Below are 26,820 nucleotides of genomic sequence, written 5' to 3' on the forward strand. Positions count from 1 at the left end.
TCGGTACAAGCCCAACATATGATGAAGATAAAGGCATGGCACGGCGTGAGGCGGTGCTTTTCCTTTTCGTGTTTTGCAAAAGCCGTCAGCGTTGAGGCGGAAGGGATGTTCATTTGCTTCACTGACGGAGGAGCGAGGAGAAAGCCCCCTTCCCGCACCGCAGCAAGCGGTGGGGAAGGTCAAGCATAGGGTGAGGAGGAAGCAACGTGAAAAAATCGACGACGGCCGCATTGATGGCCATATCGATGCTCATTGGGGCGGGAGGGACGTACGCTGGCCTTCAGTTGGCGGACCGCCCGATGGAAGGCTCGCTTTCGACGATTGTTTCGAATGAGCCGTCCAAGTCGACGAACGACAGCGAAGAGATGAAAAAAATCCGGCAAGCTTATGAGCTCATTAAGAATCGGTACGTGGAGAAAGTGGATGAAGAAAAACTGACGGAAGGCGCCATTCAAGGTATGATCAACACGCTCCATGACCCGTATTCCGTCTACATGGATGCGGAAACGACGGAGCAGTTCAACGAGTCGCTCGACTCGTCGTTTGAGGGGATCGGCGCCGAAGTGAGCATGATCGACGGCAAGGTGACGATCGTTGCTCCGATCAAAAACTCGCCGGCGGAAAAAGCGGGTCTGAAGCCGAACGATCAAATTTTGCGCGTCAACGGAGAAAGCCTGGAAGGGCTTGATTTATATGAAGCGGTGTTGAAAATCCGCGGCAGGAAAGGAACAACGGTGGAGCTTGACATTTTGCGCCCCGGCGTCAAAAACGTGATGAAAGTCAAAGTCGTCCGCGACGAAATTCCGATTCAGACGGTGTATGACTCGATCAAAACATACAACGGCAAAAAGGCGGGCTATTTGCAAATTACGTCGTTTTCGGAAAACACAGCCGCCGATTTTAAAAAGAAATTGGCGAAGCTTGAGGCCGAACATATTGATGGCTTGATCATCGATGTGCGCGGCAATCCGGGCGGCTATTTGCAAAGCGTTGAGGAAATTTTGAAACAGCTCATCCCGAAAGGCAAACCATATGTGCAAATTGAAGAACGCGATGGCGATCGGCAAAAGTTTTATTCCGATTTAACGGCGAAAAAGCCATACCCGATCGTTGTGCTCATCGACAAAGGAAGCGCATCCGCGTCGGAAATTTTGGCGGGAGCGATGAAGGAAGCGGGCGGCTACAAGCTGGTCGGCGAGGCAACGTTCGGCAAAGGGACGGTGCAGCAGGCGATTCCGATGGGCGACGGCAGCAACATCAAATTGACGCTGTACAAATGGCTGACGCCGGACGGGCATTGGATCCATAAAAAAGGGATCAAGCCGGATGTCGCGGTGGCGCAGCCGGATTATTTCCACGTCGCTCCGCTTCATGTGGAAAAACCGCTTCGGTATGACATGAACGACGAGCAAATCGCCAATGCGCAAAAAATGCTCAAAGGGCTTGGGTTCGACCCGGGCCGCACGGACGGCTACTTCAGCAAAGAAACCGAACAAGCCGTTCAAGCGTTCCAAAAAGCGAATCAGCTGCCGGTTACGGGACGAATCGATGAGACGACGGCGGATGTGCTGCAAACGAAAATCATGGAAGCCGTCCGCGATCCGAAGCATGATGTGCAGCTGAAAAAAGCGCTTGGCGTGTTGTTTCCGTCGTAAGCGAGCCGAGGACGATTGATGCTATATACGGTAATAAGAAAGGGTGTCCCGATCCTTTTGGGACACCCTTTCTTTTTATCATCTCTATAGATGCAATTTAAAGCTTTAACATTTTTCGTTTTTACCAGTGATTGCATCCGACTGTCGAGTGACCGAACAACGCCGCTTCCAGACCCATGAATGGGTCTGTGAAGCGAGTCGTTGTTCGGTCTTCCATCACGCTTTAGCGTGACCGACGAAAATGGACAAACCACTTTTCCGTCAAGGATATGTTAAACTTCTTTGTTGCATCTATATCGAATCGAAGGAGGATGCTGCTGCCAGGCCGCAAGTGAAAGCAGGAGATGTTCAAGCGGATCCGATGGATCCGTCCGACCTTTTCGATTTTGGATCACCTATGCCTTCCTACAGGCGGGCTGGTGTTTTCTCCCTTTCTGATGGAAGCGGCAGCTGCACGGTTTTTTCGATCGCAAACCGCGGCCGCCGTTTCACCTCTTGATAAATTTTGCCGATGTATTCCCCGATGAGGCCGAGGCTCATGAGCACCAGCCCGCCGATGAACCAAACGGAAATCATGAGCGACGTCCAGCCCGATTCGGCGTGTCCAAGCCATTTGACGATCAGGGCGTACAGCCCGGCCGCACCGCTCGTGAGAAAGGCCAAAAACCCGATGAGCGTAATGGCGCGAATCGGTGCGACGCTCAAGGACGTGATGCCGTCAAAGGCGAAGGCGAGCATCTTTTTGAGCGGGTATTTCGACTGTCCAGCCCACCGCTCATGCCGGTCGTAAAAGACGCACGTCGAGCGGAAGCCGACGAGCGGAACCAACCCGCGCAAAAAGAGATTGACTTCCGTGTAACGGCTCAGTTCATCGAGCGCCCGCTTGCTCATCAGACGGAAATCGGCGTGGTTGTAAATCAGCTCGATTCCGATGGCCCTCATGAACCGATAAAAGGCTTGGGCGGTCGTACGCTTGAACCACGTGTCTGTCTTTCGGCTCCGCCGCACGCCATACACGATGTCATACCCTTCGCGGTATTTTTGCACAAATTCGCGGATCGCCTCCACATCGTCTTGCAAATCGGCGTCAATGGACACGGCACAATCGGCGTACGCGCGAACGGTTTCGAGCCCAGCGAGCAGCGCCCGCTGATGGCCGACGTTGCGAGCGAGTTTCACACCGGAGACAAACGGGTTGCGCTCGCTTTCTTCTTCAATGAGCGCCCATGTCCGGTCGCGGCTGCCGTCGTCGACAAAAACGATATGGCTGCCGATGGCGACCGCTCCTTCTTCGAGCAGCTGCTCAAGCAAAGCGGTCAGCCGCCGGGCCGTTTCCGGCAACACTTCTTCTTCGTTGTAGCATGGGACGACGATGGCTAACAATGGTTTGTCCACCATGTTTCTTGCCTCCCTTTCACTCCACTTCGTATACATAAATTTTCCAGACTGACTGTCGATCGGTGAACGCCCGCAAGAAGCGGAGATGGATGTCGCGGGCGTTCATGATCGGGACGGAGGAAAAAATGTACTTGCCGCCAAGCTGTTTGAACGCCTTTGTGTCGATCTCGAAATGACGAATCACTTTATGCGAGCGTTTCGTGAACATGTAATGTTTCCCGAGCTCTGCCGAAAACAAATAGACGCGGTTGCCCCAATGGTCGAAATAGTCTTTCAGCACTGGGCTTTTGTCCAATTCTTTGGCAATGATGCGGCGAAACTTCCGCTTATACGACAACGGGTAAAAATTGTTGTACGTATCGAGCGTATAAAACCCGTTGTATTGAGCGATGGCCGGGTGAAGCCCAACGCTGGCAACGCGGTAGGACGATACCGGCTTGCCGATGTATTGCTTGATTTTGGTAAATAAATGTTCGGAATAAAACTGCTCGAACGACGGCGTGCCAGCGAGGCGATAGCGGATTTCCTCGTTAAACCCGCCAAGCAAAAGCAGCTGCAGCGCCAAGGCGATCGGCACGAGGCGCCGCCATGCGGTCCGTTCCTTGGCTAAGATTTGCAAGGCCAAGGCAAAATCGACGTAAATGACCATCGGCCGCAAAAAATGGAAGCGGGCGAAATTGAACGTATTCAAAAGTGAAATCCGTTCTTTCAGCGGCTGCCACCCTTTGTAAAACCAAAACGCATACCAAGCCGATAAGGCGATGTTCAACCAAAACAGCAAAAGGAAGCGCCGCTCCAATGACCCGCGCTGACGGCGGCGCAAAACGAGAAAAAACGCCGCCCAAAGCACCGGCAAGATGATCGGCCCATGGACGGTCATCACATGCGTATGGCCGAGCACATAGTTTTTCAACGTTAAACGAAGGCAGTGGACGAAGCTGAGCCGCGAGGAGAGGAACTCGTTCCGGCTCGTCGGTTCGCCGCTGAAGACAAGCGAGTACACGAGGCGGTACTCGATGGCCAAAAACAAGCTTGTCATCAGGGCGATCGCGGCGAAAAACCGCTTGTTCCACTGCTTGCGGACAACGCCGTCAAACAGCCACACCGCCGCCATCGCGGCGAGGAAAAAGAAAAATCCGAGCACAAAGCTGGCGTAAAACGGAAGCAAGATGATCGCAAGCCATTCTTTCCATGTCGCTTCTCCGTTGCGGATCGACAGAAACGCCCAAAGCGCCAGCGGCATGCCGAGCGTGCTTAACATGCCGGACGGCCAAAACGGTGTCAGCGCAAAAGCAAGCGCCGCCCCGACGCGAATGAGCCATGATTCCGGTGAAGGCAAAAAGTGGCGCCTGAGCAGCCAATACATACCCAAAAAGGCGAATACCCTCGTGATCGTCTGGCTGAGCGCGTACGCCGCCATGGAGGGAAACAAAGCATGCAGCCACACGATGCCGCTGAATTCTGTGCCGAAGGCGTTGCGCGGCAACCCGTTGATCACTTGCGGGATGACGGCATCGATTGGGCCAAATAGTTGGCCGCTGCGAACGAGCACGCGATACCAGGCGATGTTCGAATCCATATTGTCGTGCACGCGAATATGGGCGTGTTCGCCTAACATGTACAGCGGAGAAAGGTAGAGAGCCAATACGATGAACGCGATGGCGACCGCTTTTCGTTCTCTTTGTTCCATCTCGCGCGCCCTCCTTTCCCATACGGGAAGATTGCACAACATGGTCCATTATAAACCGCTGCGATTAAAAAAGCATAAAAAAATTGTAAAGAAGTAGTGAAGGGGGAGAAAAAGGGGAAAGAAGCAACCAAAAAAACACCCTGCGTCAAGCAGGGAGGATGGAACCATTAGGCAAACAACCCCATCACCCGCCCAAGGCCGCGCCGTTTCTGCTTTGGTTCGTCCGATGTTTCATGGGAGGAAGGCGGCCGATTGTTCAGCTGCTGTTCAAGGCGGGCGACAAGCTGCTCCAACGCAGTGAGGCGGGCGACGATTTCTTCCATTTCTTGGCGGTGATGCAACAGTTGAATGGAGACGACGTCATCTGCTTTTTGCTCCAGTTGCCGTTCAAGCTGGTCCAAGCGCGAGGAGACGCGGGCGATTTCGGGTTCGATCGATTCATGTAAGGCGTCAATAGGAATGTTGTTCCGCAGCGGCGTCGGAGGGCGTTTCGGGGTCGGCGGCGCTTCCATGGCGGCGCCTTGTTCAAATTTGACCCGTTCGAGCAAGGCGACTGTTTTTTCATCAAACAAGTAGTGGCCGGCCTCGTTTCTCCGCAACGGAATGTTGTATTTGCGCACCCAGCGCTGGATCGTTTTCGGCGATACACCAAGGCGAATAGCGACGTCGGACGTTTTCAATTCCATCGTTTCACTCCTCCTTGTTTCGTCTTGTTTATCCTTTTTCCTCTGCATCTTTGAAAATCCTTCCCAGCCGACAAAACTAGTGTTGATTCGGCAAAGAAAGTGGAAAACAGCGAAGATTCGCCATTGGCGAAAAAAGATGGCTGTGGGAATGGGAATTGGCCATGCCATTTGGTAGAATAGAAGATAAAGAATGATGAACGACGCAAGGGGTGAAGCGGATGGCAACATGGTGGCTGGAATGGCTTGAGGGCGTCGCGTCGGTTTGGCGGCAGCCGCTTCTTTATTATGGCGCCGCGCTCGCTTTGGCCGTCGGTTGGCGGCGGGTGAAGCGGGAGCGCCGCGATTTTCATGTGCGCGTCTACAGCCTATGGCAAGAGTGGCGCGGGCTTTGGACGAAGGGATGGATGGCTGGAGCGATGTTGTCGGCGGCGGCCGTCGGCATCGGGATCGCGGTGCCGCAGGAAGCGGTTTGGACGGTGACGGTGCTGACGGTGCTCTTTAGTTTGACGATGGAAGCGCGGTTGCTGTCGCCTGCTTATACGGTTGGCGGCGCGCTTCTCGTGCTCGGTTTGGCGGAGCGAAGCAGCGCGTTGTCCCGATGGCTTCCCGATGGCATGGCGGCCGCGCCCGCTTTGGCGGTGTGGCTTGCGTTGCTTTTGCTTTCGGAAGGATGGCTCATCATTCGCACGCGAAACGAGGCGGCCTCGCCGCAGCTTGCGAAAAGCAAGCGAGGGATGACGGTCGGCCTGCAATGGACGCAACGTCTTTGGTTTGTGCCGGTTGTGCTGCCCGTATCAGGCGGCGCGCTGCCTCCGGCTTCCTGGTGGCCGCTCGTTTCGACGGGAGACAGCTATTCATTTTGGCTCGTGCCGTTTCTTCTCGGCTTTTCCCAGCGCCGCCAGCACATGCTGCCGGCGGAAGCGGCGCGCGCGGAGGGGCGGCTTGTTGTTCGGCTGGCGTTCGTTGTCGCCCTGTTGGCCGCTTCCGGTATATGGTATCCACCGCTCGCGGTGGCGGCGGGGGCTATGGCCATCATCGGCCGCGAATGGATCGCGTTTTCCGGGCATCGCGCCGACCGCGCCCGCCCGCCCCGCTTTGCCCGCCATCCGCACGGCTTGGTGATTGTCGGCGTGCTTCCCGGCTCGAAAGCGGAAAAAATGGGGCTTTCGATCGGGGAAGTCATCATCAAAACAAACGGCGCCCCGGTGCGGAGTGAAACCGAGTTTTACGAGGCGCTCCAACGCAACCGCGCGTTCTGCAAGTTGGATGTCGTCGGACATAACGGCGAAGTCCGTTTCGTCCAAGGGGCGCTCTATGAGGATGAGCATCATGAACTCGGGCTGCTGTTCGTCCGTGATCGGAACGCATCAGCGTCTGAAGCTGTTTCGTAAAGGAGAATGGATCATGTGGTTTTTGGCGGCACTCATCATTCCGTGCCTATTGGTGCTGTTGTTTGCGCGGGTGACGTACAATCGGTACATCGCTGTGCTGTTGACGACGGCGCTGCTTGTCGCTTCCTACTTGAAAGGCTATACGGACGAGCTGCATGAAATCGTCGCTGACATTGCATCGACGATCGCCGGCTTTCTTTGGGCCGGCCGCATGCTCGACTATCTGAAGCAAAAATGAAGCGGCGTTGTCGGTTCAACCGTCTGTTTTTGGAAAAAGGCATCGTCGGCTGAACCTCGGATTGTCGAAACGGAACGGAGCGAAGACGCGGACCTTGGGCATAAATGGGTCCGCTTTTTCGCGTTTTTCGGTGCGAAGCGATGGAAAACACTGAGTGGGTTGGTACGAATATGAGTTCGCATTTTTGATGCATGGATCATCACGATGTGATACAATGGGGAAAGATGGTACGAAGGAGGAGGCGAAACGGTGGAGGGCCGTTTTCAATTAGTGGCGCCATACGAACCGCAAGGCGATCAGCCGCAGGCGATCGCCAAGCTCGTTGACGGCCTGCGCCGCGGGGTGAAGCATCAAACGCTGCTTGGGGCGACGGGGACGGGCAAAACGTTTACGATCTCGAACGTGATCGCCCAAGTCAACAAACCGACGCTTGTCATCGCCCACAACAAAACGCTCGCTGGCCAATTGTACAGCGAGCTGAAAGAGTTTTTCCCGCACAACGCCGTCGAATATTTTGTCAGCTATTACGATTACTATCAGCCGGAAGCGTATGTGCCGCAGACGGATACCTACATTGAAAAAGACGCGAAAATCAACGATGAAATCGACAAATTGCGGCACTCGGCGACATCAGCCTTGTTTGAGCGCCGGGACGTGATTATCGTTGCGAGCGTGTCGTGCATTTACGGTTTAGGGTCGCCGGAAGAGTACCGCGAACTGGTCGTATCGCTGCGCGTTGGGATGGAGATCGAGCGCAACGCGTTGCTTCGGCGGCTCGTTGACATCCAATACGACCGCAATGACATCGATTTTCGCCGCGGCACGTTCCGCGTCCGCGGCGATGTTGTCGAAATTTTCCCCGCGTCGCGCGATGAACATTGCATCCGCGTCGAATTTTTCGGCGATGAAATCGAGCGCATCCGCGAGGTGGACGCCTTAACCGGCGAGGTGCTCGGCGAGCGCGAGCATGTCGCCATTTTCCCGGCGTCGCACTTCGTGACGCGCGAGGAGAAAATGCGGCTCGCCATTCAAAACATCGAACAAGAGCTTGAGGAGCGGCTTGCCGAACTGCGCGCGCAAGGGAAGCTCTTAGAGGCGCAGCGGCTTGAGCAGCGGACGCGCTATGACCTTGAAATGATGCGCGAGATGGGCTTTTGTTCCGGCATCGAAAACTACTCGCGCCATTTGGCGCTGCGGCCGCCGGGCTCAACGCCGTATACATTGCTTGACTATTTTCCGGACGATTTTTTGATCATCGTTGATGAGTCGCACGTCACCTTGCCGCAGCTGCGCGGCATGTACAACGGCGACCGGGCGCGCAAGCAAGTGCTTGTCGACCACGGCTTCCGTCTGCCGTCGGCGCTTGACAACCGGCCGCTCACGTTTGAAGAGTTCGAGCAAAAAATCAATCAAATTATTTACGTCTCAGCGACGCCGGGGCCGTATGAGCTTGAACACAGCCCGGGCGTTGTCGAACAAATCATCCGCCCGACCGGGCTTCTCGACCCAACGATCGACGTCCGCCCGACGAAAGGGCAAATCGACGATTTGATCGGCGAAATTCGCGAGCGCGTCGAGCGGAACGAGCGGACGTTGGTGACGACGCTGACGAAAAAGATGGCGGAAGATTTGACCGATTATTTGAAAGAAGCGGGGATCAAGGTGGCGTATTTGCATTCGGAAATTAAGACGCTCGAGCGCATTGAAATCATCCGCGATTTGCGGCTCGGCAAATACGATGTATTGGTCGGCATCAACTTGCTTCGCGAAGGGCTCGACATTCCGGAAGTGTCGCTTGTCGCCATTTTGGACGCCGACAAAGAAGGGTTTTTGCGCTCGGAGCGCTCGCTCATCCAGACGATCGGCCGGGCGGCGCGCAACGCGAACGGCCATGTGATCATGTACGCCGATACGATCACGAAATCGATGGAAATCGCCATTCAAGAGACGAAGCGGCGCCGCGCGATTCAAGAAGAGTACAACCGAAAGCACGGCATCGTGCCGCGCACGGTGAAAAAGGAGATTCGCGACGTCATCCGCGCGACGTATGCGGCGGAAGAGACGGAGATGTACGAGGCAAAGCCGGCGGCAGCGATGACGAAACAAGAGCGGGAAGAGCTGATTCGAACGCTCGAAGCGGAAATGAAAGAGGCGGCCAAAGCGCTCGACTTCGAGCGGGCCACCCAGCTGCGCGATATCATTTTCGAATTGAAAGCGGAAGGGTGATGGCCGGATGAACGGAATGGATAAAATTGTCGTCAAAGGGGCGCGCGCCCACAACTTGAAAAACATTGACGTCGAAATCCCGCGCGGCAAGCTCGTCGTCTTGACCGGGCTGTCCGGGTCGGGGAAGTCGTCGCTGGCGTTTGATACGATTTACGCGGAAGGCCAGCGCCGCTACGTCGAATCGCTGTCGGCGTATGCCCGCCAGTTTTTAGGGCAGATGGAAAAACCGGACGTCGATGCGATTGAAGGGTTGTCGCCGGCCATTTCGATCGATCAAAAAACGACGAGCCGCAACCCGCGCTCAACCGTCGGCACGGTGACGGAAATTTACGATTATTTACGGCTGCTGTTCGCCCGCATCGGCCGCCCAGTTTGCCCGACGCACGGCATTGAAATCCAATCGCAGACGATCGAGCAAATGGTCGACCGGCTGCTCGCTTACCCGGAGCGGACGAAAATGCAAATTTTGGCGCCGATCGTCTCGGGAAAAAAAGGGACGCACGCCAAGACATTGGAGGATATTCGCAAACAAGGGTATGTGCGCGTCCGCATTGACGGCGAGATGCGCGAGTTGACGGAGGACATTGAGCTGGAAAAAAACAAAAAACATTCGATTGATGTCGTCGTCGACCGCATCATCATCAAAGACGGCATCGCCGCCAGGCTTGCCGATTCGCTTGAGACGGCGCTGAAGCTCGCCGACGGCAAAGTGGTCGTTGACGTGATCGGCGAGGGGGAGCTCTTGTTCAGCGAAAAGCACGCTTGTCCGTACTGCGGCTTTTCGATCGGGGAGCTTGAACCGCGTCTGTTTTCGTTCAACAGTCCATTCGGCGCCTGCCCGGACTGCGACGGGCTCGGGGCGAAGCTCGAAGTGGATCTCGATTTGGTCATCCCGAACGATGAGCTGACGTTAAAAGAACACGCCATCGCTCCGTGGGAGCCGCAAAGCTCGCAATATTACCCGCAGCTGCTCGAAGCCGTGTGCCGCCATTACGGCATCCCGATGGACGTGCCGGTCAGAGATTTGCCAAAAGAGCAGCTCGATAAAATTTTGTACGGCAGCGGCGGAGAGCCGATTTATTTCCGCTATACGAATGATTTCGGACAAGTGCGCGAACAATACATCGCATTTGAAGGCGTCATTCCGAACGTCGAACGCCGCTATCGCGAGACGAGCTCGGACTACATCCGCGAGCAGATGGAAAAGTATATGGCGGAACAACCATGTCCGACATGCCAAGGCTACCGGCTGAAAAAAGAAAGCCTGGCCGTCCTTGTCGGCGGCAAGCATATCGGCGAGGTCACCGCCATGTCGGTGACCGAGGCGCTCGCCTTTTTTGACGGGCTCGAGCTGACCGAAAAAGAAGCGCAAATCGCCCGCCTTATTTTGCGTGAAATTCGCGACCGGCTCGGCTTTTTGCAAAACGTCGGCCTCGACTATTTGACGCTCAGCCGCTCGGCAGGAACGCTCTCCGGCGGCGAGGCGCAGCGCATCCGCTTGGCGACGCAGATCGGCTCGCGGCTGACGGGGGTGCTGTACGTGCTCGACGAGCCGTCGATCGGGCTTCATCAGCGCGACAACGACCGGCTGATCGCGACGTTGAAAAGCATGCGCGACCTCGGCAATACGCTCATTGTGGTGGAGCACGACGAGGATACCATGCTGGCCGCGGACTATTTGATTGACATTGGTCCGGGGGCGGGCATCCACGGCGGCGAGGTCGTCGCCGCCGGCACGCCGGAAGAAGTGATGAACGACCCGAACTCGCTCACCGGCCAGTATTTATCGGGGAAAAAATTCATCCCGATTCCGGCCGAGCGTCGCCGTCCGGACGGACGTTGGCTTGAGGTCGTCGGCGCGCGCGAGCATAACTTGAAAAACGTATCGGTGAAAATCCCGCTCGGCACGTTTGTCGCTGTCACCGGGGTGTCGGGCTCGGGCAAAAGCACGCTCGTGAACGAAGTGTTGTATAAGGCGCTGGCGCAAAAGCTGCACCGGGCGAAGGCGAAACCGGGCGAACATCGCGGCATCCGCGGGCTGGAGCATCTCGATAAAGTCATTGACATCGACCAGTCGCCGATCGGCCGCACGCCACGCTCGAACCCGGCGACGTACACCGGGGTGTTTGACGACATCCGCGACGTGTTTGCCTCGACGAACGAAGCGAAAGTGCGCGGCTACAAAAAAGGGCGGTTCAGCTTCAATGTCAAAGGCGGGCGCTGCGAGGCGTGCCATGGCGATGGCATCATCAAAATTGAGATGCACTTTTTGCCGGACGTGTACGTCCCGTGCGAAGTGTGCCACGGCAAACGGTACAACCGCGAGACGCTCGAGGTGACGTATAAAGGAAAAAACATCGCCGAGGTGCTCGACATGACGGTCGAAGATGCGCTCGACTTTTTCGCCTCGATCCCGAAAATCAAACGCAAGCTCGAGACGCTCTATGACGTCGGGCTCGGTTATATGAAGCTCGGCCAGCCGGCGACGACGCTCTCGGGCGGCGAGGCGCAGCGTGTCAAGCTCGCCGCTGAGCTTCACCGCCGCTCCAACGGCCGGACGCTCTACATTTTGGACGAGCCGACGACCGGGCTTCATGTCGATGACATCGCCCGGCTGCTTGATGTGCTCCATCGGCTCGTCGACAACGGCGATACCGTGCTTGTCATTGAACATAACTTGGACGTCATCAAAACCGCGGACTATATCATTGACTTAGGTCCGGAAGGCGGCGACCGCGGCGGACAAATCGTCGCCGTCGGCACGCCGGAAGAGGTGGCCGAGGTGAAGGAGTCGCACACCGGCCGCTACTTGAAACCGATTCTCGAGCGCGACCGGGCGCGCATGCAGGCGCGGTATGAAGCGGCGAAGGCGTAAAGGCCTTTGCGGCTTTGTCCGCCGCTTGGGACACCGGCGGCCGCCGCCTTTTTTTGCCGTCGGCAGGAAACTTTTCCTAGCGGCCGTCGTATATACAGGTAAAGGAAACTTGGAAAGGGGATTGCCGATTGTCGACGAACAAAGTGTTATCCGCGCTTTGTTATTTCAGCGTCTTTTTTGCGCCGTTCATTTTGCCGATTGTCGTCTATTTTGTTGTCGAAGATCTTGAAGTCAAACGCCATGCGAAGCGGTCGCTCGTGTCGCATTTGATTCCGGCCGTTACGATCCTCTTGTTCATTGCGTTGGCCGCGTCGCCGGTGCTGTTCGGCCATTGGGGCGAGGAATCGCTTCTTTTTGGCGGCGGGCTCGTCTGGCTTGGGTTCCTCGTTGCTGGGGCGGTGAATCTTGTTGTCATCGTTTGGAATGTCATAAAAGGGATTCAAGTGTTAAAATAAGAGAAAGCGCCCGTTTGCCGGCGAATGCCGTGGCCCCGTTTCTTTGGGACTGTAACAAGGTGTGGCCGGCGGGCGCGAGACTCGAATAAAGATGGTGATGGGATGCTCAATTGGCTGATCGGTGTGTTGATCAATACGGTGCTGCTCATGGCGATTGACGGCTATTTTGACGATATTCACTTCAGCGGCATCGGCGCGGCGTTTTTGGCGAGCGTCATTTTGGCGGTGCTCAACGCCGTCGTCCGCCCTGTGCTCATCTTGTTGACGCTGCCGGTGACCGTGTTGACGCTCGGTTTGTTTTTGTTTGTCATTAACGCCATCACGCTCATGATGACTGCAGGGCTGATGGGCGATGCGTTTCAAATCGGCGGCTTTGGCACGGCGCTGCTTGCGTCGATCGTCTTGTCGTTTTTCCACCTGCTCGTGCAAAAAGCGGTGATCGAGCCGCTGCGCAACCGGTCGTAACGGGGCGTGATCCATTGGAAGGCCGGTGGTGCCATGGTTTTCCGTGATCGTGTGAAAAGATGGCGAATGCGGCAAGGGGTTGCAATGGGAGAAACGATGCGGTGAAGATCGTTTCGGTTTGATGTGTTTGGCTTGATCGGGACGGGGGGAGCCGTCCCTCTTTTGTTTCTGCGGAATGTTTTCCATTCAACGGCGGAACGAAACGTGTTACAATGGAAAAAGATGAAGAAAGGAGCGAAAGGCGACGTATGCCGAAAGTGCGGACGAAAGACATCATTGAACAGTTCCAGCTCGAGCTTGTGAGCGGCGCGGAAGGCATTTACCGCCCGATTACGACGAGCGACTTGTCGCGACCGGGGATTGAAATGGCCGGCTATTTCGCCTATTACCCCGCTGAGCGCCTGCAGCTGCTCGGACGGACGGAGCTGTCGTTTTATGAAACGTTGACGCCGGAAGAAAAAAAATCACGGATGGAACGGCTTTGCACCGACATTACGCCGGGGATCATCGTCTCGCGTGGACTTGAGGTGCCGCCGGAGCTGATCGAAGCGTCGGAGCGCCAGTCGGTGCCGGTCATGCGCTCGACGATGAAAACGACCCGCCTGTCGAGCCGATTGACAAACTATTTGGAAAGCAAGCTCGCCCCCACCACCGCGGTGCACGGGGTGCTCGTTGATGTGTACGGCGTCGGGGTGTTGATCACGGGCAAAAGCGGCGTCGGCAAAAGCGAAACGGCGCTCGAGCTTGTCAAGCGCGGCCATCGGTTGGTCGCCGACGATTGTGTGGAAATCCGCCAAGAAGATGAAGATACGCTCGTCGGCAGCGCGCCGGAGCTGATCGAGCATCTGCTTGAAATTCGCGGCCTCGGCATTATTAATATGATGACGCTGTTCGGCGCAGGGGCGGTGCGGACGCATAAGCGCATTTCGCTCGTCGTCGACTTGGAGCTTTGGGATCCGGAGAAGCAGTACGATCGGCTCGGGTTGGAAGAAGAGAAAGTGAAAATTTTGGATACCGAATTGCCGAAATTAACGATTCCGGTCCGCCCAGGGCGCAACTTGGCGGTCATCGTCGAAGTGGCGGCGATGAACTTCCGGCTGAAGCGGCTCGGGGTCAACGCGGCTGAGGAGTTTTCGGCGCGATTGAGCGACGCCATCGAAGACGGCGCGCACGATTACGACTGATGTTTCTTGCGTCAAAGGAATGGATCTCGTTTGGGCATGGAGCATAGGAGGTGGAAACGATGGAATCGACGATTCAGCCGCTCGACCGCGTGTTTTTGCACCTTGGCCCCATTACGATTTATTGGTATGGGGTCATTATCGGCACCGGTGTGTTGATTGGGCTATGGCTCGCGACGCGCGAAGCGGTGCGGCGCGGCTTGCCGAAAGAGACGTTTGTCGATTTGGTGTTATTTGCCGTGCCGATCGCCATTGTCTGCGCGCGGGCGTACTACGTGCTGTTTGAATGGCACTATTATTCAAAGCATTTGTCCGAGATTCCAAAAGTTTGGCAAGGCGGCCTCGCCATTCACGGCGGTTTGATCGGGGCGGTGGCGACGGGCGCGGTGTTCGCCCGCGCGCGCGGGCTGTCGTTTTGGAAGCTCGCCGATATTGCCGCACCAAGCATCATTTTAGGCCAGGCGATCGGGCGCTGGGGCAATTTTATGAACCAAGAGGCGCACGGCGGCCCTGTGTCGCGCCAGTTTCTTGAAAATTTGCATTTGCCGGATTGGATCATCAATCAAATGTACATTGACGGCCGTTATTGGCATCCGACTTTTTTATATGAGTCCCTTTGGAACCTCGTCGGCTTTTTCTTGCTTCTTTGGCTGCGGCGCGTCAATTTGCGGCGCGGCGAGCTGTTTTTGTCCTATTTGATTTGGTATTCGGTTGGCCGTTTCTGGATTGAAGGGATGCGCACCGACAGCTTGATGCTGGCCGGCAGTCTGCGCGCGGCGCAAGTCGTATCCGTGACGCTGATCGTGTTGTCGATCGCGCTGTGGATCGTGCGCCGGGCGAAAGGATGGGCAAAAGCAAGGTATCAAGACGAATAGCCGTCCTTATCCGTTGACGGATGACTAGGGAAAAAGAGAGGCGGCGTGTGGTGAAAAGGTCACACGGCGGCATGAAGACAAGCGAAGGAGAGAGGAGATATGGTAGGAACATTGCAGCGCGGCGTCATCGCCGGACTGAAGACGTCATGGGCGCTCGGCAAAATCATTTTTCCAGTGACGCTCATTTTAGCGCTGTTGCAGCCGACCCCTTTATTTTCATGGTTGATCGACCTTGTCACTCCCCTGATGAAGTGGTTCGGCTTATCCGGCGACGCGGCCGTGCCGCTGGTGCTCGGCAATTTGCTCGGGCTGTACGCCGCGATCGGGGCGATGCTGACGATCGAGTTTACAGTGAAAGAAGTGCTCATTCTCGCTGTCATGCTTTCCTTTTCTCACAACTTGATCGTCGAGTCTTCCGTCGCTTCGCGGACGGGTATGAGCGTTTGGCTCATGCTCGCCGTGCGCATTGGCTTGGCCGTTGTCTCCGGTTTGTTGATCGCCCATCTATGGGATGGGGGGCAGGAACTCGCTCAATATGGGTTTGTCTCGCCTGAAGCCGCCTCGCCGTCCGGCTGGGGAGAGATCATCTTGGCGGCGCTGAAAAAAGCGGCGACCGGCATCGTCCAGCTGGTTGCGATTGTCATTCCATTGATGACGATCATTCAAGTGTTGAAAGAACGCCACTGGATTGAGACGTTTTCGCGCTGGATGGCGCCAGCGACCAAGATGCTCGGCATGAGCGCGAACACATCGCTCACCCTTGCCGCCGGTTTTGTGTTCGGCCTCGCTTATGGGGCGGGGGTGATGATTCAGGCGGCGAAAGAAGACGGCGTCTCGAAGCGCGATTTGACGTTGGCGTTTATTTTTCTCGTTTCTTGCCATGCGGTTGTCGAAGACACGCTCATTTTCGTTCCGCTCGGCATCCCGGTCTGGCCGTTGTTGGTCATTCGCCTCGTTACGGCTGTGCTGTTGACGATGGCGGTGGCGTTCCTTTGGCGCCGTTTTGAACACCCGATGAGAAAGGAAGCCGCATCATGACGATTCGCACGATTTTATTTGACCTTGACGGAACGTTGATTGATACGAATGAGCTGATCATCCAGTCGTTTTTGCATACGCTGGAGAAGTATTATCCGGGCCGCTACGGGCGTGAGGACGTCTTGCCGTTCATCGGCCCGTCGCTGTATGAGACGTTCAGCTCGCTCGATCCGGAACGGGCCGAGGAGATGGTGAAGACGTATCGCACCTTCAACCATGCCCGCCATGACGAACTGATCCGCGAGTTTGACACCGTGTATGAGACGATCGAAACGCTGCACCGCCATGGCTTCCGCCTCGGCGTCGTGACGACGAAAATGCACGACACCGCCCTGATGGGGTTAAGAAAAACGCGGTTGGAACCGTTTTTCTCGTGCGTCATCGGCCTTGATGACGTCAGCCGCCCCAAACCGGATCCCGAACCGATTCATAAGGCGCTTGAGGCGCTTCAGTCGAAATCGGACGAAGCGCTGATGGTCGGCGACAACTACCACGACATTTTGGCCGGCAAAAACGCCGGCGTCAAAACGGCCGGCGTCGCTTGGGCGATTAAAGGCCGCGGCTATTTGGAACAATATGAACCGGACTATATGCTGGAAAAAATGAGCGATTTGCTGGCCATTGTCGGCATCAACGAACGGAAGGAGGAAACGTCCTCCCAGTGAGACGAACGACAAAATACCCTGTCCACGGGGCGAACTCGCTCTGGCAATTGTACCGCACCGTATCGTTTTGGAAAGTGCTGAAAAACGTCATCATCATTCAAATCGGGCGCTACACGCCGTTTTTGCCGCTGAAAAACTGGCTGTACCGCACGTTTCTCGGCATGAAAATCGGCGAACAAACGGCGCTCGCCTTTATGGTCATGCCAGATATTCTCTTCCCTGAAAAAATCCGCATCGGCCGCAACTGCGTCATCGGCTACAACACGACGATTCTCGCTCACGAATATTTGGTTGACGAATACCGCCTCGGCGATGTGGTGATCGGCGATGAGGTGATGATCGGCGCGAACTCGACCATTTTGCCTGGTGTGGTGATCGGCGACCGCGCAAAAGTCGGCCGAAAATNAAGCAAGGCGATAAAACGGAGCCGAAAAATGAACCGCCTTCCAATTGAATGGGGGCGAGGTTTTGTTTGGAAAAATGAAGATTTCCAGAAAAAGTGATAAAAAGATTGGAACACAAAAAACATTTATAATGCGACTGATGAAGATCGTCTGACGGGCGTAGGTTTTCTATATAGGTGCAATTTGAATCTTTAACATTTGTAGTTTTTACAGAGCGATTGGATCGACTGTCGGGCGAGCGAACAATGCCGCTTCCGGAACCATGTATGGGGCTGCGAAGCGGGTGATTGTTCGGTCACCGCCAGTCGAAAAGTGGATAAGCGACTTTTCCGTCAATGATATGTTAAACTTTTTCGTTGCATGTATATAAATAAGTACTCTACTTTTTTAGGTATTTATTCCATTATTGTGGATAATCGCCTATGCGACATGGAACGAAATGGACAAGCGCTTCCTTTTTTGAAGCGATCTTGTCCGTTTTGTTATTTATAAAGCATTCCCCCCCTTGACGCTGTGGCCGCAAAGGAGTAAACTACTAATAACTTCACTTCTCTACCATATTAGCAAACTAAAGCATCTCGATAAAGGGCGTGGGGACATGGCAAAAAAGCTGTTCATGTTTGAAAAACCGTTAGGCATGCGCGATACGCTGCCGTTTTTATATGAGTTGAAAAAACAAGTGCGTTCGGTGATGGCGGAAGAAATTGAGCGCTGGGGGTACGAGTTTATCGAAACGCCGACGCTTGAGTATTATGAAACGGTCGGGGCGGCGTCGGCGATTGCCGATCATCGGCTGTTTAAGCTCCTCGATCAGCAAGGGCATACGCTCGTATTGCGGCCCGATATGACGGCGCCGATCGCCCGGGTGGCGGCGTCGCGGTTGTATGACGACGGCAATCCGCTCCGGCTGGCGTACAACGCCAATGTGTTCCGCGCCCAGCAGCGCGAAGGCGGGCGGCCGGCGGAGTTTGAACAGATCGGTGTGGAGTTGATCGGCGACGGCACGGTGACGGCCGACGCCGAGGTGATCAGTTTAATGGTCGCCCTGCTGAAGCGGACGGGACTCGGGCGGTTTTCGGTGGCGGTCGGCCATATCGGTTATGTCAATGCGCTGTTTTTGGAGATTTTAGGGAATGAGGAGCGGGCGAGTGTATTGCGCCGTTTTTTATATGAGAAAAATTACGTCGGCTACCGTGAACATGTGAAGTCGTGGCCGCTTTCGTCGATCGATCAAAAGCGGCTGTTGGATCTTCTTTCCTTGCGCGGTGGAACGGACGTGATTGAACAGGCGAAAACGCTCGTCACAAGCGAGAAGGGGCGGCGGGCGGCTGATGAGCTGGCGGTGCTCATGGCGGTGCTTCGGACGTATGGAGTGGCCGAGGCGGTGAAGCTCGATATGGCGCTTGTCAGCCATATGAGCTATTACACTGGCATTTTGTTTGAAGTGTACGCCGAGCAAGTGGGATTCCCGATCGGCAACGGCGGGCGGTATGATGATTTATTGGCGAAGTTCTCGCGCCCGGCGCCGGCGACGGGGTTTGGGTTGCGCGTCGATCGGTTGATTGAGGCGATTGGGGAAACGGATGTGCGCGATGACATCGAGTGCATCGTGTTCAGCCAAGAGCGGCTGGCGGAAGCGGTGGAATTGGCCGAAGCGAAACGGGCGGAAGGCAAGCGCGTCGTCTTGCAGCACATTGCCGGCATTCGTGATATTGACGCCTACAGCCAGCGCTACCGGTCGATCGTGTATTTGCTTGGCCGCAGCGGGCGCGATGGGCAGTGAACATAACAGAGAAGGCGCCGCCGGTTGGTCATCGACGCTGTTGAAAACGGCAGCGATTGGCGGGACAGAGCGGATGCGAAGAACGGACGGGAAAGGCTGCCCATGGCGGTGGAGAGCATGCGGTGTACTCGAGGCCCAGCGCCGCATTTGACATGATGAGGAGCAAGGAGGAAGAATGATGCTGACGATTGCCATGCCAAAAGGGCGCATTTTTGAAGAGGCGGTCGAGTTGCTGCGGCGGGCGGATTATGCGCTGCCGCCGGAATTTACCGAGTCGCGCAAGCTCGTCATTGATGTGCCAGAGGAAAACATGCGCTTTATTTTGGCGAAACCGATGGATGTCGTCACCTATGTCGAGCATGGGGTCGCGGATTTGGGCATTGCCGGCAAGGACGTGCTGATGGAAGAAGAACGGGATGTGTACGAACTGCTCGATTTGCACATCAGCCGCTGCCATTTGGCGGTCGCCGGGCTGCCCGGCGCCAAGATGAACGAAATCGCACCAAGGGTGGCGACGAAATACCCGAACATCGCGTCAACGTATTTTCGCGAGCAAGGCGAGCAAGTCGAAATCATCCGCCTGAACGGATCCATTGAACTCGCCCCGCTGATCGGCCTTGCCGACCGGATCGTGGACATCGTTTCCACGGGGCGGACGCTCAGAGAAAACGGGCTTGTCGAACTTGAACGGATCGCCGAGGTGACGTCGCGCCTGATTGTCAACCCGGCGAGCTACCGGCTAAACGGCGGGGACATTGAACGGTTGGTCGACCGATTGGCGGCGGTCATTCCCCAGCCGTAGGAAAAAAGGTGTGACAGAGCGGAAATGGGCGGTTTCCGAAGAATGGGTTGGTGGAGATTCGGGAATGGCGGAGCGGCGTTGACAACGCCGTTGGAAAATAGCATATAGATGCAACGAAGAACTTTAACATATCCTTGACGGAAAAGCGGTTTGTCCATTTTCGACTGACGGAGGATCGAACAACCGCCTGCTTCACAGACCCATATATGGGTCTTTAAGCGGCGTTGTTCGGTCGCCCGACAGTCGATCAAATACTCGGTAAAAGCTGCAAATGGTAAAGCTTCAAATTGCATCGATACAGATTGCCAATGGACGNGAGGATCGAACAACCGCCTGCTTCACAGACCCATATATGGGTCTTTAAGCGGCGTTGTTCGGTCGCCCGACAGTCGATCAAATACTCGGTAAAAGCTGCAAATGGTAAAGCTTCAAATTGCATCGATACAGATTGCCAATGGACGAAAACCGATGGACGTCACAGAAAGGGGAGCGAACGATGAAAATCGAACGGATCCGAGGCGGCGTCTCGCTGCGGCGCACGATTGAAAGCGGAACGGAGGAGCAGCGGCGCGCGGTGCTTGATATCATCGCCAATGTGCGCGACCGCGGCGATGCGGCGCTGAAAGAATATACGGAACGGTTTGACGGCGTCAAGCTGGATTCGCTCAAGGTGACGGAAGAGGAAATGAAGCGCGCGCATGCGGCGATGGACGCGGAGATGCTGGAGATCATTCGCCAAGCGGCGGCCAACATTCGCGACTACCACAAACGGCAAAAGCGCGAATCATGGTGGATGACGAAAGAAGACGGCACAATTCTCGGACAAAAGGTGACGCCGCTCGATGCGGTCGGGTTGTACGTGCCAGGCGGGACGGCCGCTTATCCGTCGTCTGTGCTGATGAACGTTATTCCCGCACAAGTGGCGGGGGTGAAACGGATTGTCATCACCTCGCCGCCAAACAAAGACGGCACGCTCCCGGCTGGGGTGCTGGCCGCCGCCTATGAACTCGGCGTGACGGAAATTTACAAAGTCGGCGGCGCGCAGGCGATCGCCGCGCTTGCTTACGGGACGGAAACGATCCGGCCGGTTGACAAAATTTTCGGGCCGGGCAATATTTATGTGGCATTGGCGAAGCGGGAAGTGTTCGGGCATGTGGCGATCGACATGATCGCGGGGCCGAGCGAAATTGTCGTGCTGGCGGATGAAACGGCCCGACCGGATGAGATTGCGGCGGATTTGTTGTCGCAAGCCGAGCATGACGTGCGGGCGTCGGCCATTTTGGTGACGCCGTCGATGAAATTGGCGCTGGCGGTGGCGAGCGAAGTCGAACGGCAGCTGGAAACGCTGCCGCGCCGCGACATTGCCCAAGCGGCGCTCGAGAACTACGGCGCCATTTACGTCACCGAGACGCTTGAGGAAGCGGTGGATGTCGTGAACGAACTGGCGCCGGAGCATTTGGAAGTGATGACGGCAGAACCGCTCGCGCTTTTCGGCCGGCTCCGCCATGCGGGAGCGATGTTTTTCGGCCGCTTCAGCTCCGAGCCGGTCGGCGACTATTTCGCCGGGCCGAACCACGTGCTGCCAACCAACGGCACGGCCAGATTCTCAAGCGGCTTGAGCGTTGACGAGTTTGTGAAAAAATCAAGCGTGATTGTTTACAGTGAAACCGCATTGAAACAACATGGCGACAAAATCGCCGCCTTTGCCCGCCTCGAGGGGCTGGAGGCGCACGCGCGCGCCATTGAGGTGCGGCTCGAGAAAGGGGAATGAATGATGGCAAGGGAAGCGATGATCGCAAGAACGACGAACGAGACGAGCATTCAGTTATCGCTTTCGTTGGATGGCGAAGGGAAGGCGGAACTGGAAACGGGCGTGCCGTTTTTAACCCATATGCTCGATTTGTTCGCCAAGCACGGCCAGTTCGATTTGCACATTGAGGCCAAAGGCGACACGCATATTGACGACCACCATACGACGGAAGACATCGGCATTTGCCTCGGGCAGGCGATCAAGGAAGCGCTTGGCGACAAAAAAGGAATCAAGCGGTACGGCAACGCGTTTGTGCCGATGGATGACGCCTTGGCGCAAGTTGTGATCGACTTGAGCAATCGCCCGCATTTTGAGTTTCGCGGCGAGTTTCCGGCAGCGAAAGTCGGCGCGTTTGATGTCGAACTCGTGCATGAGTTTTTATGGAAACTGGCGCTTGAAGCGCGGATGAACTTGCATGTCATCGTCCATTACGGGCGCAATACGCACCATATGGTCGAAGCGGTGTTTAAGGCGCTCGGGCGGGCGCTCGATGAAGCAACGATGATCGACCCGCGCGTCAAAGGCGTTCCGTCGACAAAAGGGATGCTGTAGCCGATGGAGTGGGGCGCCCCCCGTGGGGAAAGAGTTCCGCAGGCGCAGGAAAGGCGGTCGGATCGAGGCAGCGCTTCCTGCGGGAAAAGCTCCATGGATGCAGGAAAGGCGACCGGATGCCAAGGAGAGGTTTGCACATGGAAGGAGCGCCGTAAAAAAGCATGCCGCCATACCGTTGTTCATTGAACAAGGGGATGGGCATGGATCAGGGAAGAAAGGAATGGGATGACGATGATCGGGATCATCGACTATGGCATGGGCAACTTATACAGCGTCAGCAAAGCGCTCGAGCGGCTCGGCTGTCCGTATGTCCTAAGCGGCGACAAAGAGGAGCTCGAGCAGGCGCGCGGGCTGATTTTGCCCGGTGTCGGCTCGTTTCGCGATGCGATGCACATTTTAAATGAGACAGGCCTAGCTGCTTTCATCCGTTCGGCGGTTGAAAACGGCACGCCGCTGCTCGGCATTTGTTTAGGGATGCAGCTGTTGTTTGACGAAAGCGAAGAAAACGGGCCGACAAAAGGGCTTGGCTTGCTTCGCGGCCGCGTCGTCCGTTTTCCGGGCGTCACGAAAACCGGCGAGCCATACAAAGTGCCGCACATGGGCTGGAACCGGCTCCGCTTTCATCGTCCGTCGCCGCTCCTTCGTGGCGTCGAGGAAGGGCATGTCTATTTTGTCCATTCGTATTATGTCATTCCAGGGGATGAGGACGTCGTGCTCGCGAGCAGTGAATATGACGTTGATGTTCCGGCGGTCGTCGGGCGCGGCTGTGTGTTTGGCACACAGTTTCATCCGGAAAAAAGCGGTGCGGTCGGCATGAGCATCTTGAACAATTATGTCGGCATCGCCACGGGAAGGGGGAACGGCTGATGGCGGCGTTTACGATTTATCCGGCGGTCGATATGCGCGGCGGCAAGTGCGTCCGCCTGCTGCAAGGCGATTACAACAAAGAAACGGTGTACGGCGATTCGCCGGTCGCGATGGCCGAGCAATTCGCCGCTCAAGGGGCGGAGTGGATTCATATGGTCGATTTGGACGGAGCGAAAGAAGGGCGCCGCGTCAACGACCGGTTTGTCATTGAAGCGGCCCGTCGTCTTTCCGTCCATGTGCAAGTGGGCGGCGGCATCCGGACGGAAGAGGATATCGTGCATTATTTAGAAAATGGGGTCGCCCGCGTCATTTTAGGAAGTGCGGCCATTTCCGACCCGCCGTTTGTGAAAAAGATGCTCCAAAAATACGGCCGCCGCATCGTGATTGGCATTGACGCCCGCGACGGCTTCGTGGCGACGGAAGGGTGGCTTGCGACGTCGAACGTCAAGGCGGAAGAGCTCGGGCGGATGCTCGCTGAGGCGGGGGCGGAGACGTTTATTTTCACCGATATTGCGACCGATGGCACGCTGTCGGGCCCGAACATCGCCGCCGCGGTCCGGTTGGCCGAGGCGACGGGAAAAGAAGTGATCGCTTCTGGCGGCGTCAGCTCGCTTGACGATTTGCGCGCGCTCTGCCAATATGCTGGACAAGGCATCGGCGGCGCGATCGTCGGCAAGGCGCTTTATACGAATCAGTTTACGCTCGCGGAAGCGCTCAAGGCGGTGAACGAGCGATGATCACGAAGCGCATCATCCCGTGCCTCGATGTGAAAGACGGGCGCGTCGTCAAAGGAGTGCAATTTGTCCAGCTGCGCGATGCCGGCGATCCGGTGGAGCTCGCGAAGGCGTACGATGAGCAAGGGGCGGACGAGCTCGTGTTTTTGGACATTTCCGCTTCCCATGAAGGGCGGAAAACGATGGTCGATGTCGTCGAGCGCGTCGCCGCCCAGCTAGCGATTCCGTTTACGGTCGGCGGCGGCATCCACTCGCTTGAGGATATGAAGCGGATGCTTCGCGCCGGGGCCGACAAAGTGTCGCTCAACACCGCCGCGGTGCTCCATCCGACCTTGATCACCGAAGGGGCGGACTTTTTCGGCTCGCAATGCATCGTCGTCGCCATTGACGCGAAATACGATGAAACGCTTGGTTCATGGCGCGTCTATACGCACGGCGGCCGCAACGCCACGAACTGGGAAGTCGTCGCTTGGGCGCAGGAAGCGGTCCGTCTTGGCGCCGGGGAGATTTTGCTGACGAGCATGGACGCGGACGGCGGCAAAAACGGTTTTGATATTGAGTTGACGCGGCGGGTGAGCGAAGCGGTCCCGGTTCCGGTCATCGCCTCGGGCGGCGCCGGCAAGGCGGAGCATTTCCTCGAAGCGTTCGAAAAAGGGAAAGCAGACGCGGCGCTCGCGGCATCGATTTTCCATTACAAAGAAACGTCAGTCGGACAAGTGAAAGCGTACTTGAAAGAAAAAGGGGTGAACGTGCGATGACGGCGGACATTCGCTTTGATGAAAAAGGGCTTGTACCTGCCATCGTCCAAGATGCGCAAAGCAAGGAAGTGCTCACGCTTGCCTATATGAACAAAGAGTCGCTTAAAAAAACGCTGGAGACCGGAGAAACATGGTTTTACAGCCGCTCGCGCCAAGAACTATGGCATAAAGGGGCGACATCTGGAAACGTGCAGCGCGTTGTCGACATCCGCTACGACTGCGACGCCGACGCCCTGCTCGTTCTCGTCGAGCCGGCCGGCCCGGCTTGCCATACCGGGTCGTATTCCTGTTTTTCCCGCTCGCTGGACGGCGCGGCGCGCACGCCGGCGGCCGACCGGTTCGCGATTTTGCATGAGCTTGAACAAATCATCGCCCAGCGCGACGCCGAACGGCCGGAAGGGTCGTACACGACGTACTTGTTTGAAAAAGGCGTCGATAAAATTTTGAAGAAAGTCGGCGAAGAAGCGGCGGAAGTCATCATCGCGGCGAAAAACCGGAGCCATGACGAATTGAAATGGGAAGCGGCCGACTTGTTGTACCATTTGCTTGTACTGTTGCGCGAACAAAAGCTGCCGCTTGACGCGGTGCTTGCGACGCTTGCCGAGCGGCACGCGCAAAAGGTGGAAGCGGGCGACAAAAAATAACAAGATGGTTAGGTGAGAAAAAGGAACGTCTGCCATCGCGCCGGCGTTCCTTTTTTGCACGGAAAAACCGCATTCCTAAAGTTTCTTGCTTGTTTTCGCCGCCGATATGGTATACTGTTGTTCGACGAATTTTACGGACGACGGAGGACAGAATGGGAAAACAACTGAAGCGATCATCACGAAAAGCGACGATTGTACCGTTCATCCAAAGCGGAGATTACTTTTTTAAAAAAGGAATGAAAGCATACGACCGAGGCGATTTGGAAAAGGCGAGGAAATATTTTGAGCGCGCCGTCCGTTTGGATGAGCGCGACGCCTCATTCGCCTTGCAGCTTGCCCTTGTGCTGTCGGAGCTTGGTGAATATCAATTTTCCAATCAATGGCTGTTCAAAATTATCCATGATTTGGACGAAACGATGTACGACTGTTTGTATTTTTTGGCGAACAATTTCGCCTGCCTCGGCTTGTTTCGTGAAGCAAGGCAATACGCGGAACGTTATTTGGCGCATGAGCCGGCCGGAGAGTTTGCCGACGATGCTGCTGACTTGCTTGAGCTGCTTCGGCTCGATGGCTCGGAATGGACGGAAGAAGAGGAGCAGCTGATGGTGCTGGAGGATCGGGCTCGCCGTTTGCTTGAGGAGGAGCGGTTTGCGGAAGCGATTGAAGCGCTTGAAGCGCTCGTCGCGCGCTATCCGGACGTTTGGTCGGCGCATAACAATTTGGCGCTTGCTTATTTTTACAGCGGCGATGTCGACAAAGCGAAACAGAAAGTGCGTGAAGTGCTCAAACGCGATCCCGGCAATTTGCATGCGCTTTGCAACGCGCTTGTCTTCGCCTATTACTTGCGTGAGGAAGAACAGGCGGCCGCGCTTTGCGAGACGCTGGCCGGTTTGTATCCGTTTTTTCGCGAGCATCAATACAAGCTCGGGGCGACATTCGCGCTTGTTGGGCGGTTCGATTTGGCGTTCCGTTGGCTGCACCGTTTGTATAAACAAGGCTTTGGCGGTGATGGGCCATTTTATTATTGGCTCGCTTGCGCTGCCTACTATACTGGCCATGAGCCGCTCGCTCGGCAAATGTGGGAGGTGCTTGCCACCCTCCATCCCGAAAAACGGGGTGAGGAGCCGTGGGCCGTTTCAGCGCCGGTGGATGAGGCGCTTATCCGCTTGATGGCTTGGCTGGAGGGCGACGAGCTGGCCGACCGTCTGTACGGATTGTACTTGTTCAGCCGCTCGCCGCAGGCGAAAGAGCCATCGATGTCGCTTGCGGTATGCCGCCTCTTGCCGTCTGATCCCCGTCTGCGCCCGTTTATCGACTGCTTTTTGTTCGGCTTAACCGACGGCCCGTCCGCTTGGGTGGCGAACATCGGCCGCATGGTCGATGCGCTTTCGGCGCATAATGAGGAAAAGGAAGCGCTCTGCCGCTTCGCCTTCGCGATGGCCGTCCATCCGTCGGCTGATCGCGAGCCATTTGCGAACGGAGCCGCGTGGGCGGCGGCGATCGAATACATGTGGCGCCGACAGCAAGGAGAGCGTGTGACGCAAAGAGAGATGGCGGCCAAATACGGCGTGTCGGCGTCGACGGTGCAAAAATACGTGCAAAAAGCGCGCCGGCTCTATACATGAGCA

At 56.1% G+C, this 26,820-nt stretch carries 24 protein-coding genes and 1 pseudogene; 22 read left to right on the forward strand and 3 right to left on the reverse strand.

Going from position 1 to position 26,820, the window contains the following annotated elements:
- Nucleotides 1-206 precede the first annotated feature (206 nt).
- On the forward strand, nucleotides 207-1,655 hold the full coding sequence (locus T260_RS133135; protein WP_023633676.1) for a S41 family peptidase: 1,449 nt from the start codon (nucleotides 207-209) through the stop codon (nucleotides 1,653-1,655).
- A 405-nt stretch (nucleotides 1,656-2,060) separates the two neighbouring features.
- Here the strand turns inward: T260_RS133135 and T260_RS133130 are convergent, their stop codons facing one another.
- The 3 genes from T260_RS133130 to T260_RS0119905 form a co-directional block, all read right to left on the reverse strand.
- Nucleotides 2,061-3,053, reverse strand: coding sequence for a glycosyltransferase family 2 protein (locus T260_RS133130; RefSeq protein WP_013146402.1), 993 nt, complete (start codon nucleotides 3,051-3,053; stop codon nucleotides 2,061-2,063).
- Nucleotides 3,054-3,069: 16 nt separating this feature from the next.
- Nucleotides 3,070-4,743 (reverse strand): DUF6044 family protein, encoded by a 1,674-nt coding sequence (locus T260_RS133125; RefSeq protein ID WP_023633677.1) that lies wholly within the window; start codon nucleotides 4,741-4,743, stop codon nucleotides 3,070-3,072.
- Nucleotides 4,744-4,910: 167 nt separating this feature from the next.
- On the reverse strand, nucleotides 4,911-5,429 hold the full coding sequence (locus T260_RS0119905; RefSeq protein ID WP_011232559.1) for a MerR family transcriptional regulator: 519 nt from the start codon (nucleotides 5,427-5,429) through the stop codon (nucleotides 4,911-4,913).
- A 218-nt stretch (nucleotides 5,430-5,647) separates the two neighbouring features.
- On the opposite strand from T260_RS0119905, the gene T260_RS133120 reads away from it, so the two are divergent.
- The 21 genes and pseudogenes from T260_RS133120 (at nucleotide 5,648) to T260_RS133030 (ending at nucleotide 26,817) form a co-directional block, all read left to right on the forward strand.
- Nucleotides 5,648-6,820: a PDZ domain-containing protein gene (locus T260_RS133120; RefSeq protein WP_023633679.1), complete on the forward strand. Its 1,173-nt coding sequence runs from the start codon at nucleotides 5,648-5,650 to the stop codon at nucleotides 6,818-6,820.
- Between the two features lie 13 nt (nucleotides 6,821-6,833).
- Nucleotides 6,834-7,058, forward strand: coding sequence for a CsbA family protein (locus T260_RS133115; RefSeq protein ID WP_011232557.1), 225 nt, complete (start codon nucleotides 6,834-6,836; stop codon nucleotides 7,056-7,058).
- A gap of 249 nt (nucleotides 7,059-7,307) precedes the next feature.
- Nucleotides 7,308-9,284: an excinuclease ABC subunit UvrB gene (uvrB, locus tag T260_RS133110; RefSeq protein WP_023633680.1), complete on the forward strand. Its 1,977-nt coding sequence runs from the start codon at nucleotides 7,308-7,310 to the stop codon at nucleotides 9,282-9,284.
- A gap of 7 nt (nucleotides 9,285-9,291) precedes the next feature.
- Nucleotides 9,292-12,159 (forward strand): excinuclease ABC subunit UvrA, encoded by a 2,868-nt coding sequence (uvrA, locus tag T260_RS133105; RefSeq protein WP_023633681.1) that lies wholly within the window; start codon nucleotides 9,292-9,294, stop codon nucleotides 12,157-12,159.
- A 128-nt stretch (nucleotides 12,160-12,287) separates the two neighbouring features.
- On the forward strand, nucleotides 12,288-12,614 hold the full coding sequence (locus tag T260_RS133100) for a magnetosome magnetite crystal formation protein family (RefSeq protein WP_011232554.1): 327 nt from the start codon (nucleotides 12,288-12,290) through the stop codon (nucleotides 12,612-12,614).
- A gap of 102 nt (nucleotides 12,615-12,716) precedes the next feature.
- Entirely contained in the window at nucleotides 12,717-13,079 is a 363-nt protein-coding gene (locus T260_RS133095) for a phage holin family protein (protein ID WP_023633682.1), read from the forward strand.
- Between the two features lie 248 nt (nucleotides 13,080-13,327).
- Nucleotides 13,328-14,263, forward strand: coding sequence for an HPr(Ser) kinase/phosphatase (gene hprK / locus T260_RS133090; RefSeq protein WP_011232552.1), 936 nt, complete (start codon nucleotides 13,328-13,330; stop codon nucleotides 14,261-14,263).
- Nucleotides 14,264-14,322: 59 nt separating this feature from the next.
- Entirely contained in the window at nucleotides 14,323-15,135 is an 813-nt protein-coding gene (gene lgt / locus T260_RS133085; protein ID WP_011232551.1) for a prolipoprotein diacylglyceryl transferase, read from the forward strand.
- 99 nt (nucleotides 15,136-15,234) lie between these two features.
- Nucleotides 15,235-16,173: a nucleoside recognition domain-containing protein gene (locus T260_RS133080; RefSeq protein WP_011232550.1), complete on the forward strand. Its 939-nt coding sequence runs from the start codon at nucleotides 15,235-15,237 to the stop codon at nucleotides 16,171-16,173.
- A complete protein-coding gene (gene ppaX / locus T260_RS133075; RefSeq protein WP_011232549.1) occupies nucleotides 16,170-16,838 on the forward strand; it encodes a pyrophosphatase PpaX in 669 nt (222 codons plus the stop codon). The genes T260_RS133080 and ppaX overlap by 4 nt, the downstream gene beginning before the upstream one ends.
- Nucleotides 16,835-17,233, forward strand: a pseudogene (locus tag T260_RS0119910) (acyltransferase); the annotation flags it as partial. The gene ppaX and the pseudogene T260_RS0119910, both read left to right, overlap by 4 nt.
- Nucleotides 17,234-17,840: 607 nt before the next feature.
- Complete coding sequence (locus T260_RS133070) at nucleotides 17,841-19,025, forward strand: ATP phosphoribosyltransferase regulatory subunit (protein WP_011232547.1); 1,185 nt, start codon at nucleotides 17,841-17,843, stop codon at nucleotides 19,023-19,025.
- Nucleotides 19,015-19,176, forward strand: a complete 162-nt coding sequence (locus T260_RS1000000139790) for a hypothetical protein (protein WP_156484087.1) — start codon at nucleotides 19,015-19,017, stop codon at nucleotides 19,174-19,176. The genes T260_RS133070 and T260_RS1000000139790 overlap by 11 nt, the downstream gene beginning before the upstream one ends.
- 27 nt (nucleotides 19,177-19,203) lie before the next feature.
- Nucleotides 19,204-19,827 carry an ATP phosphoribosyltransferase gene (gene hisG / locus T260_RS133065; RefSeq protein WP_015375795.1) on the forward strand — a complete coding sequence of 208 codons (624 nt, stop codon included), beginning with the start codon at nucleotides 19,204-19,206 and terminating at the stop codon, nucleotides 19,825-19,827.
- A 496-nt stretch (nucleotides 19,828-20,323) separates the two neighbouring features.
- On the forward strand, nucleotides 20,324-21,598 hold the full coding sequence (gene hisD / locus T260_RS133060) for a histidinol dehydrogenase (protein ID WP_011232545.1): 1,275 nt from the start codon (nucleotides 20,324-20,326) through the stop codon (nucleotides 21,596-21,598).
- Nucleotides 21,599-21,601: 3 nt separating this feature from the next.
- On the forward strand, nucleotides 21,602-22,189 hold the full coding sequence (gene hisB, locus T260_RS133055; RefSeq protein ID WP_011232544.1) for an imidazoleglycerol-phosphate dehydratase HisB: 588 nt from the start codon (nucleotides 21,602-21,604) through the stop codon (nucleotides 22,187-22,189).
- 225 nt (nucleotides 22,190-22,414) lie between these two features.
- Nucleotides 22,415-23,056 (forward strand): imidazole glycerol phosphate synthase subunit HisH, encoded by a 642-nt coding sequence (hisH, locus tag T260_RS133050; RefSeq protein ID WP_014196729.1) that lies wholly within the window; start codon nucleotides 22,415-22,417, stop codon nucleotides 23,054-23,056.
- Entirely contained in the window at nucleotides 23,056-23,793 is a 738-nt protein-coding gene (hisA, locus tag T260_RS133045; protein WP_015375791.1) for a 1-(5-phosphoribosyl)-5-[(5-phosphoribosylamino)methylideneamino]imidazole-4-carboxamide isomerase, read from the forward strand. The genes hisH and hisA overlap by 1 nt, the downstream gene beginning before the upstream one ends.
- Complete coding sequence (gene hisF, locus T260_RS133040; protein WP_011232541.1) at nucleotides 23,790-24,548, forward strand: imidazole glycerol phosphate synthase subunit HisF; 759 nt, start codon at nucleotides 23,790-23,792, stop codon at nucleotides 24,546-24,548. The genes hisA and hisF overlap by 4 nt, the downstream gene beginning before the upstream one ends.
- Nucleotides 24,545-25,192 (forward strand): bifunctional phosphoribosyl-AMP cyclohydrolase/phosphoribosyl-ATP diphosphatase HisIE, encoded by a 648-nt coding sequence (gene hisIE, locus T260_RS133035; protein ID WP_011232540.1) that lies wholly within the window; start codon nucleotides 24,545-24,547, stop codon nucleotides 25,190-25,192. The genes hisF and hisIE overlap by 4 nt, the downstream gene beginning before the upstream one ends.
- A gap of 152 nt (nucleotides 25,193-25,344) precedes the next feature.
- Nucleotides 25,345-26,817 (forward strand): tetratricopeptide repeat protein, encoded by a 1,473-nt coding sequence (locus T260_RS133030; RefSeq protein WP_023633684.1) that lies wholly within the window; start codon nucleotides 25,345-25,347, stop codon nucleotides 26,815-26,817.
- Nucleotides 26,818-26,820: the final 3 nt, after the last annotated feature.

It is taken from the genome of Geobacillus thermopakistaniensis, from assembly GCF_000498995.1.
Lineage (GTDB): Bacteria > Bacillota > Bacilli > Bacillales > Anoxybacillaceae > Geobacillus > Geobacillus thermoleovorans.

Bases quoted from the DNA above. Each gene is read 5' to 3' on its own strand.
- uvrA (WP_023633681.1), top strand. From the start codon at position 9,292: ATGAACGGAATGGATAAAATTGTCGTCAAAGGGGCGCGCGCCCACAAC.
- T260_RS133120 (WP_023633679.1), top strand. From the start codon at position 5,648: ATGGCAACATGGTGGCTGGAATGGCTTGAGGGCGTCGCGTCGGTTTGG.
- ppaX (WP_011232549.1), top strand. From the start codon at position 16,170: ATGACGATTCGCACGATTTTATTTGACCTTGACGGAACGTTGATTGAT.
- hisIE (WP_011232540.1), top strand. From the start codon at position 24,545: ATGACGGCGGACATTCGCTTTGATGAAAAAGGGCTTGTACCTGCCATC.
- T260_RS133080 (WP_011232550.1), top strand. From the start codon at position 15,235: ATGGTAGGAACATTGCAGCGCGGCGTCATCGCCGGACTGAAGACGTCA.
- T260_RS133115 (WP_011232557.1), top strand. From the start codon at position 6,834: ATGTGGTTTTTGGCGGCACTCATCATTCCGTGCCTATTGGTGCTGTTG.
- T260_RS0119905 (WP_011232559.1), bottom strand. From the start codon at position 5,429: ATGGAATTGAAAACGTCCGACGTCGCTATTCGCCTTGGTGTATCGCCG.
- T260_RS133130 (WP_013146402.1), bottom strand. From the start codon at position 3,053: ATGGTGGACAAACCATTGTTAGCCATCGTCGTCCCATGCTACAACGAA.
- T260_RS133030 (WP_023633684.1), top strand. From the start codon at position 25,345: ATGGGAAAACAACTGAAGCGATCATCACGAAAAGCGACGATTGTACCG.
- hisG (WP_015375795.1), top strand. From the start codon at position 19,204: ATGCTGACGATTGCCATGCCAAAAGGGCGCATTTTTGAAGAGGCGGTC.
- T260_RS133095 (WP_023633682.1), top strand. From the start codon at position 12,717: ATGCTCAATTGGCTGATCGGTGTGTTGATCAATACGGTGCTGCTCATG.
- T260_RS133125 (WP_023633677.1), bottom strand. From the start codon at position 4,743: ATGGAACAAAGAGAACGAAAAGCGGTCGCCATCGCGTTCATCGTATTG.
- hisA (WP_015375791.1), top strand. From the start codon at position 23,056: ATGGCGGCGTTTACGATTTATCCGGCGGTCGATATGCGCGGCGGCAAG.
- hisH (WP_014196729.1), top strand. From the start codon at position 22,415: ATGACGATGATCGGGATCATCGACTATGGCATGGGCAACTTATACAGC.
- hisD (WP_011232545.1), top strand. From the start codon at position 20,324: ATGAAAATCGAACGGATCCGAGGCGGCGTCTCGCTGCGGCGCACGATT.
- lgt (WP_011232551.1), top strand. From the start codon at position 14,323: ATGGAATCGACGATTCAGCCGCTCGACCGCGTGTTTTTGCACCTTGGC.
- hisF (WP_011232541.1), top strand. From the start codon at position 23,790: ATGATCACGAAGCGCATCATCCCGTGCCTCGATGTGAAAGACGGGCGC.
- hprK (WP_011232552.1), top strand. From the start codon at position 13,328: ATGCCGAAAGTGCGGACGAAAGACATCATTGAACAGTTCCAGCTCGAG.
- T260_RS133070 (WP_011232547.1), top strand. From the start codon at position 17,841: ATGGCAAAAAAGCTGTTCATGTTTGAAAAACCGTTAGGCATGCGCGAT.
- T260_RS1000000139790 (WP_156484087.1), top strand. From the start codon at position 19,015: ATGGGCAGTGAACATAACAGAGAAGGCGCCGCCGGTTGGTCATCGACG.
- hisB (WP_011232544.1), top strand. From the start codon at position 21,602: ATGGCAAGGGAAGCGATGATCGCAAGAACGACGAACGAGACGAGCATT.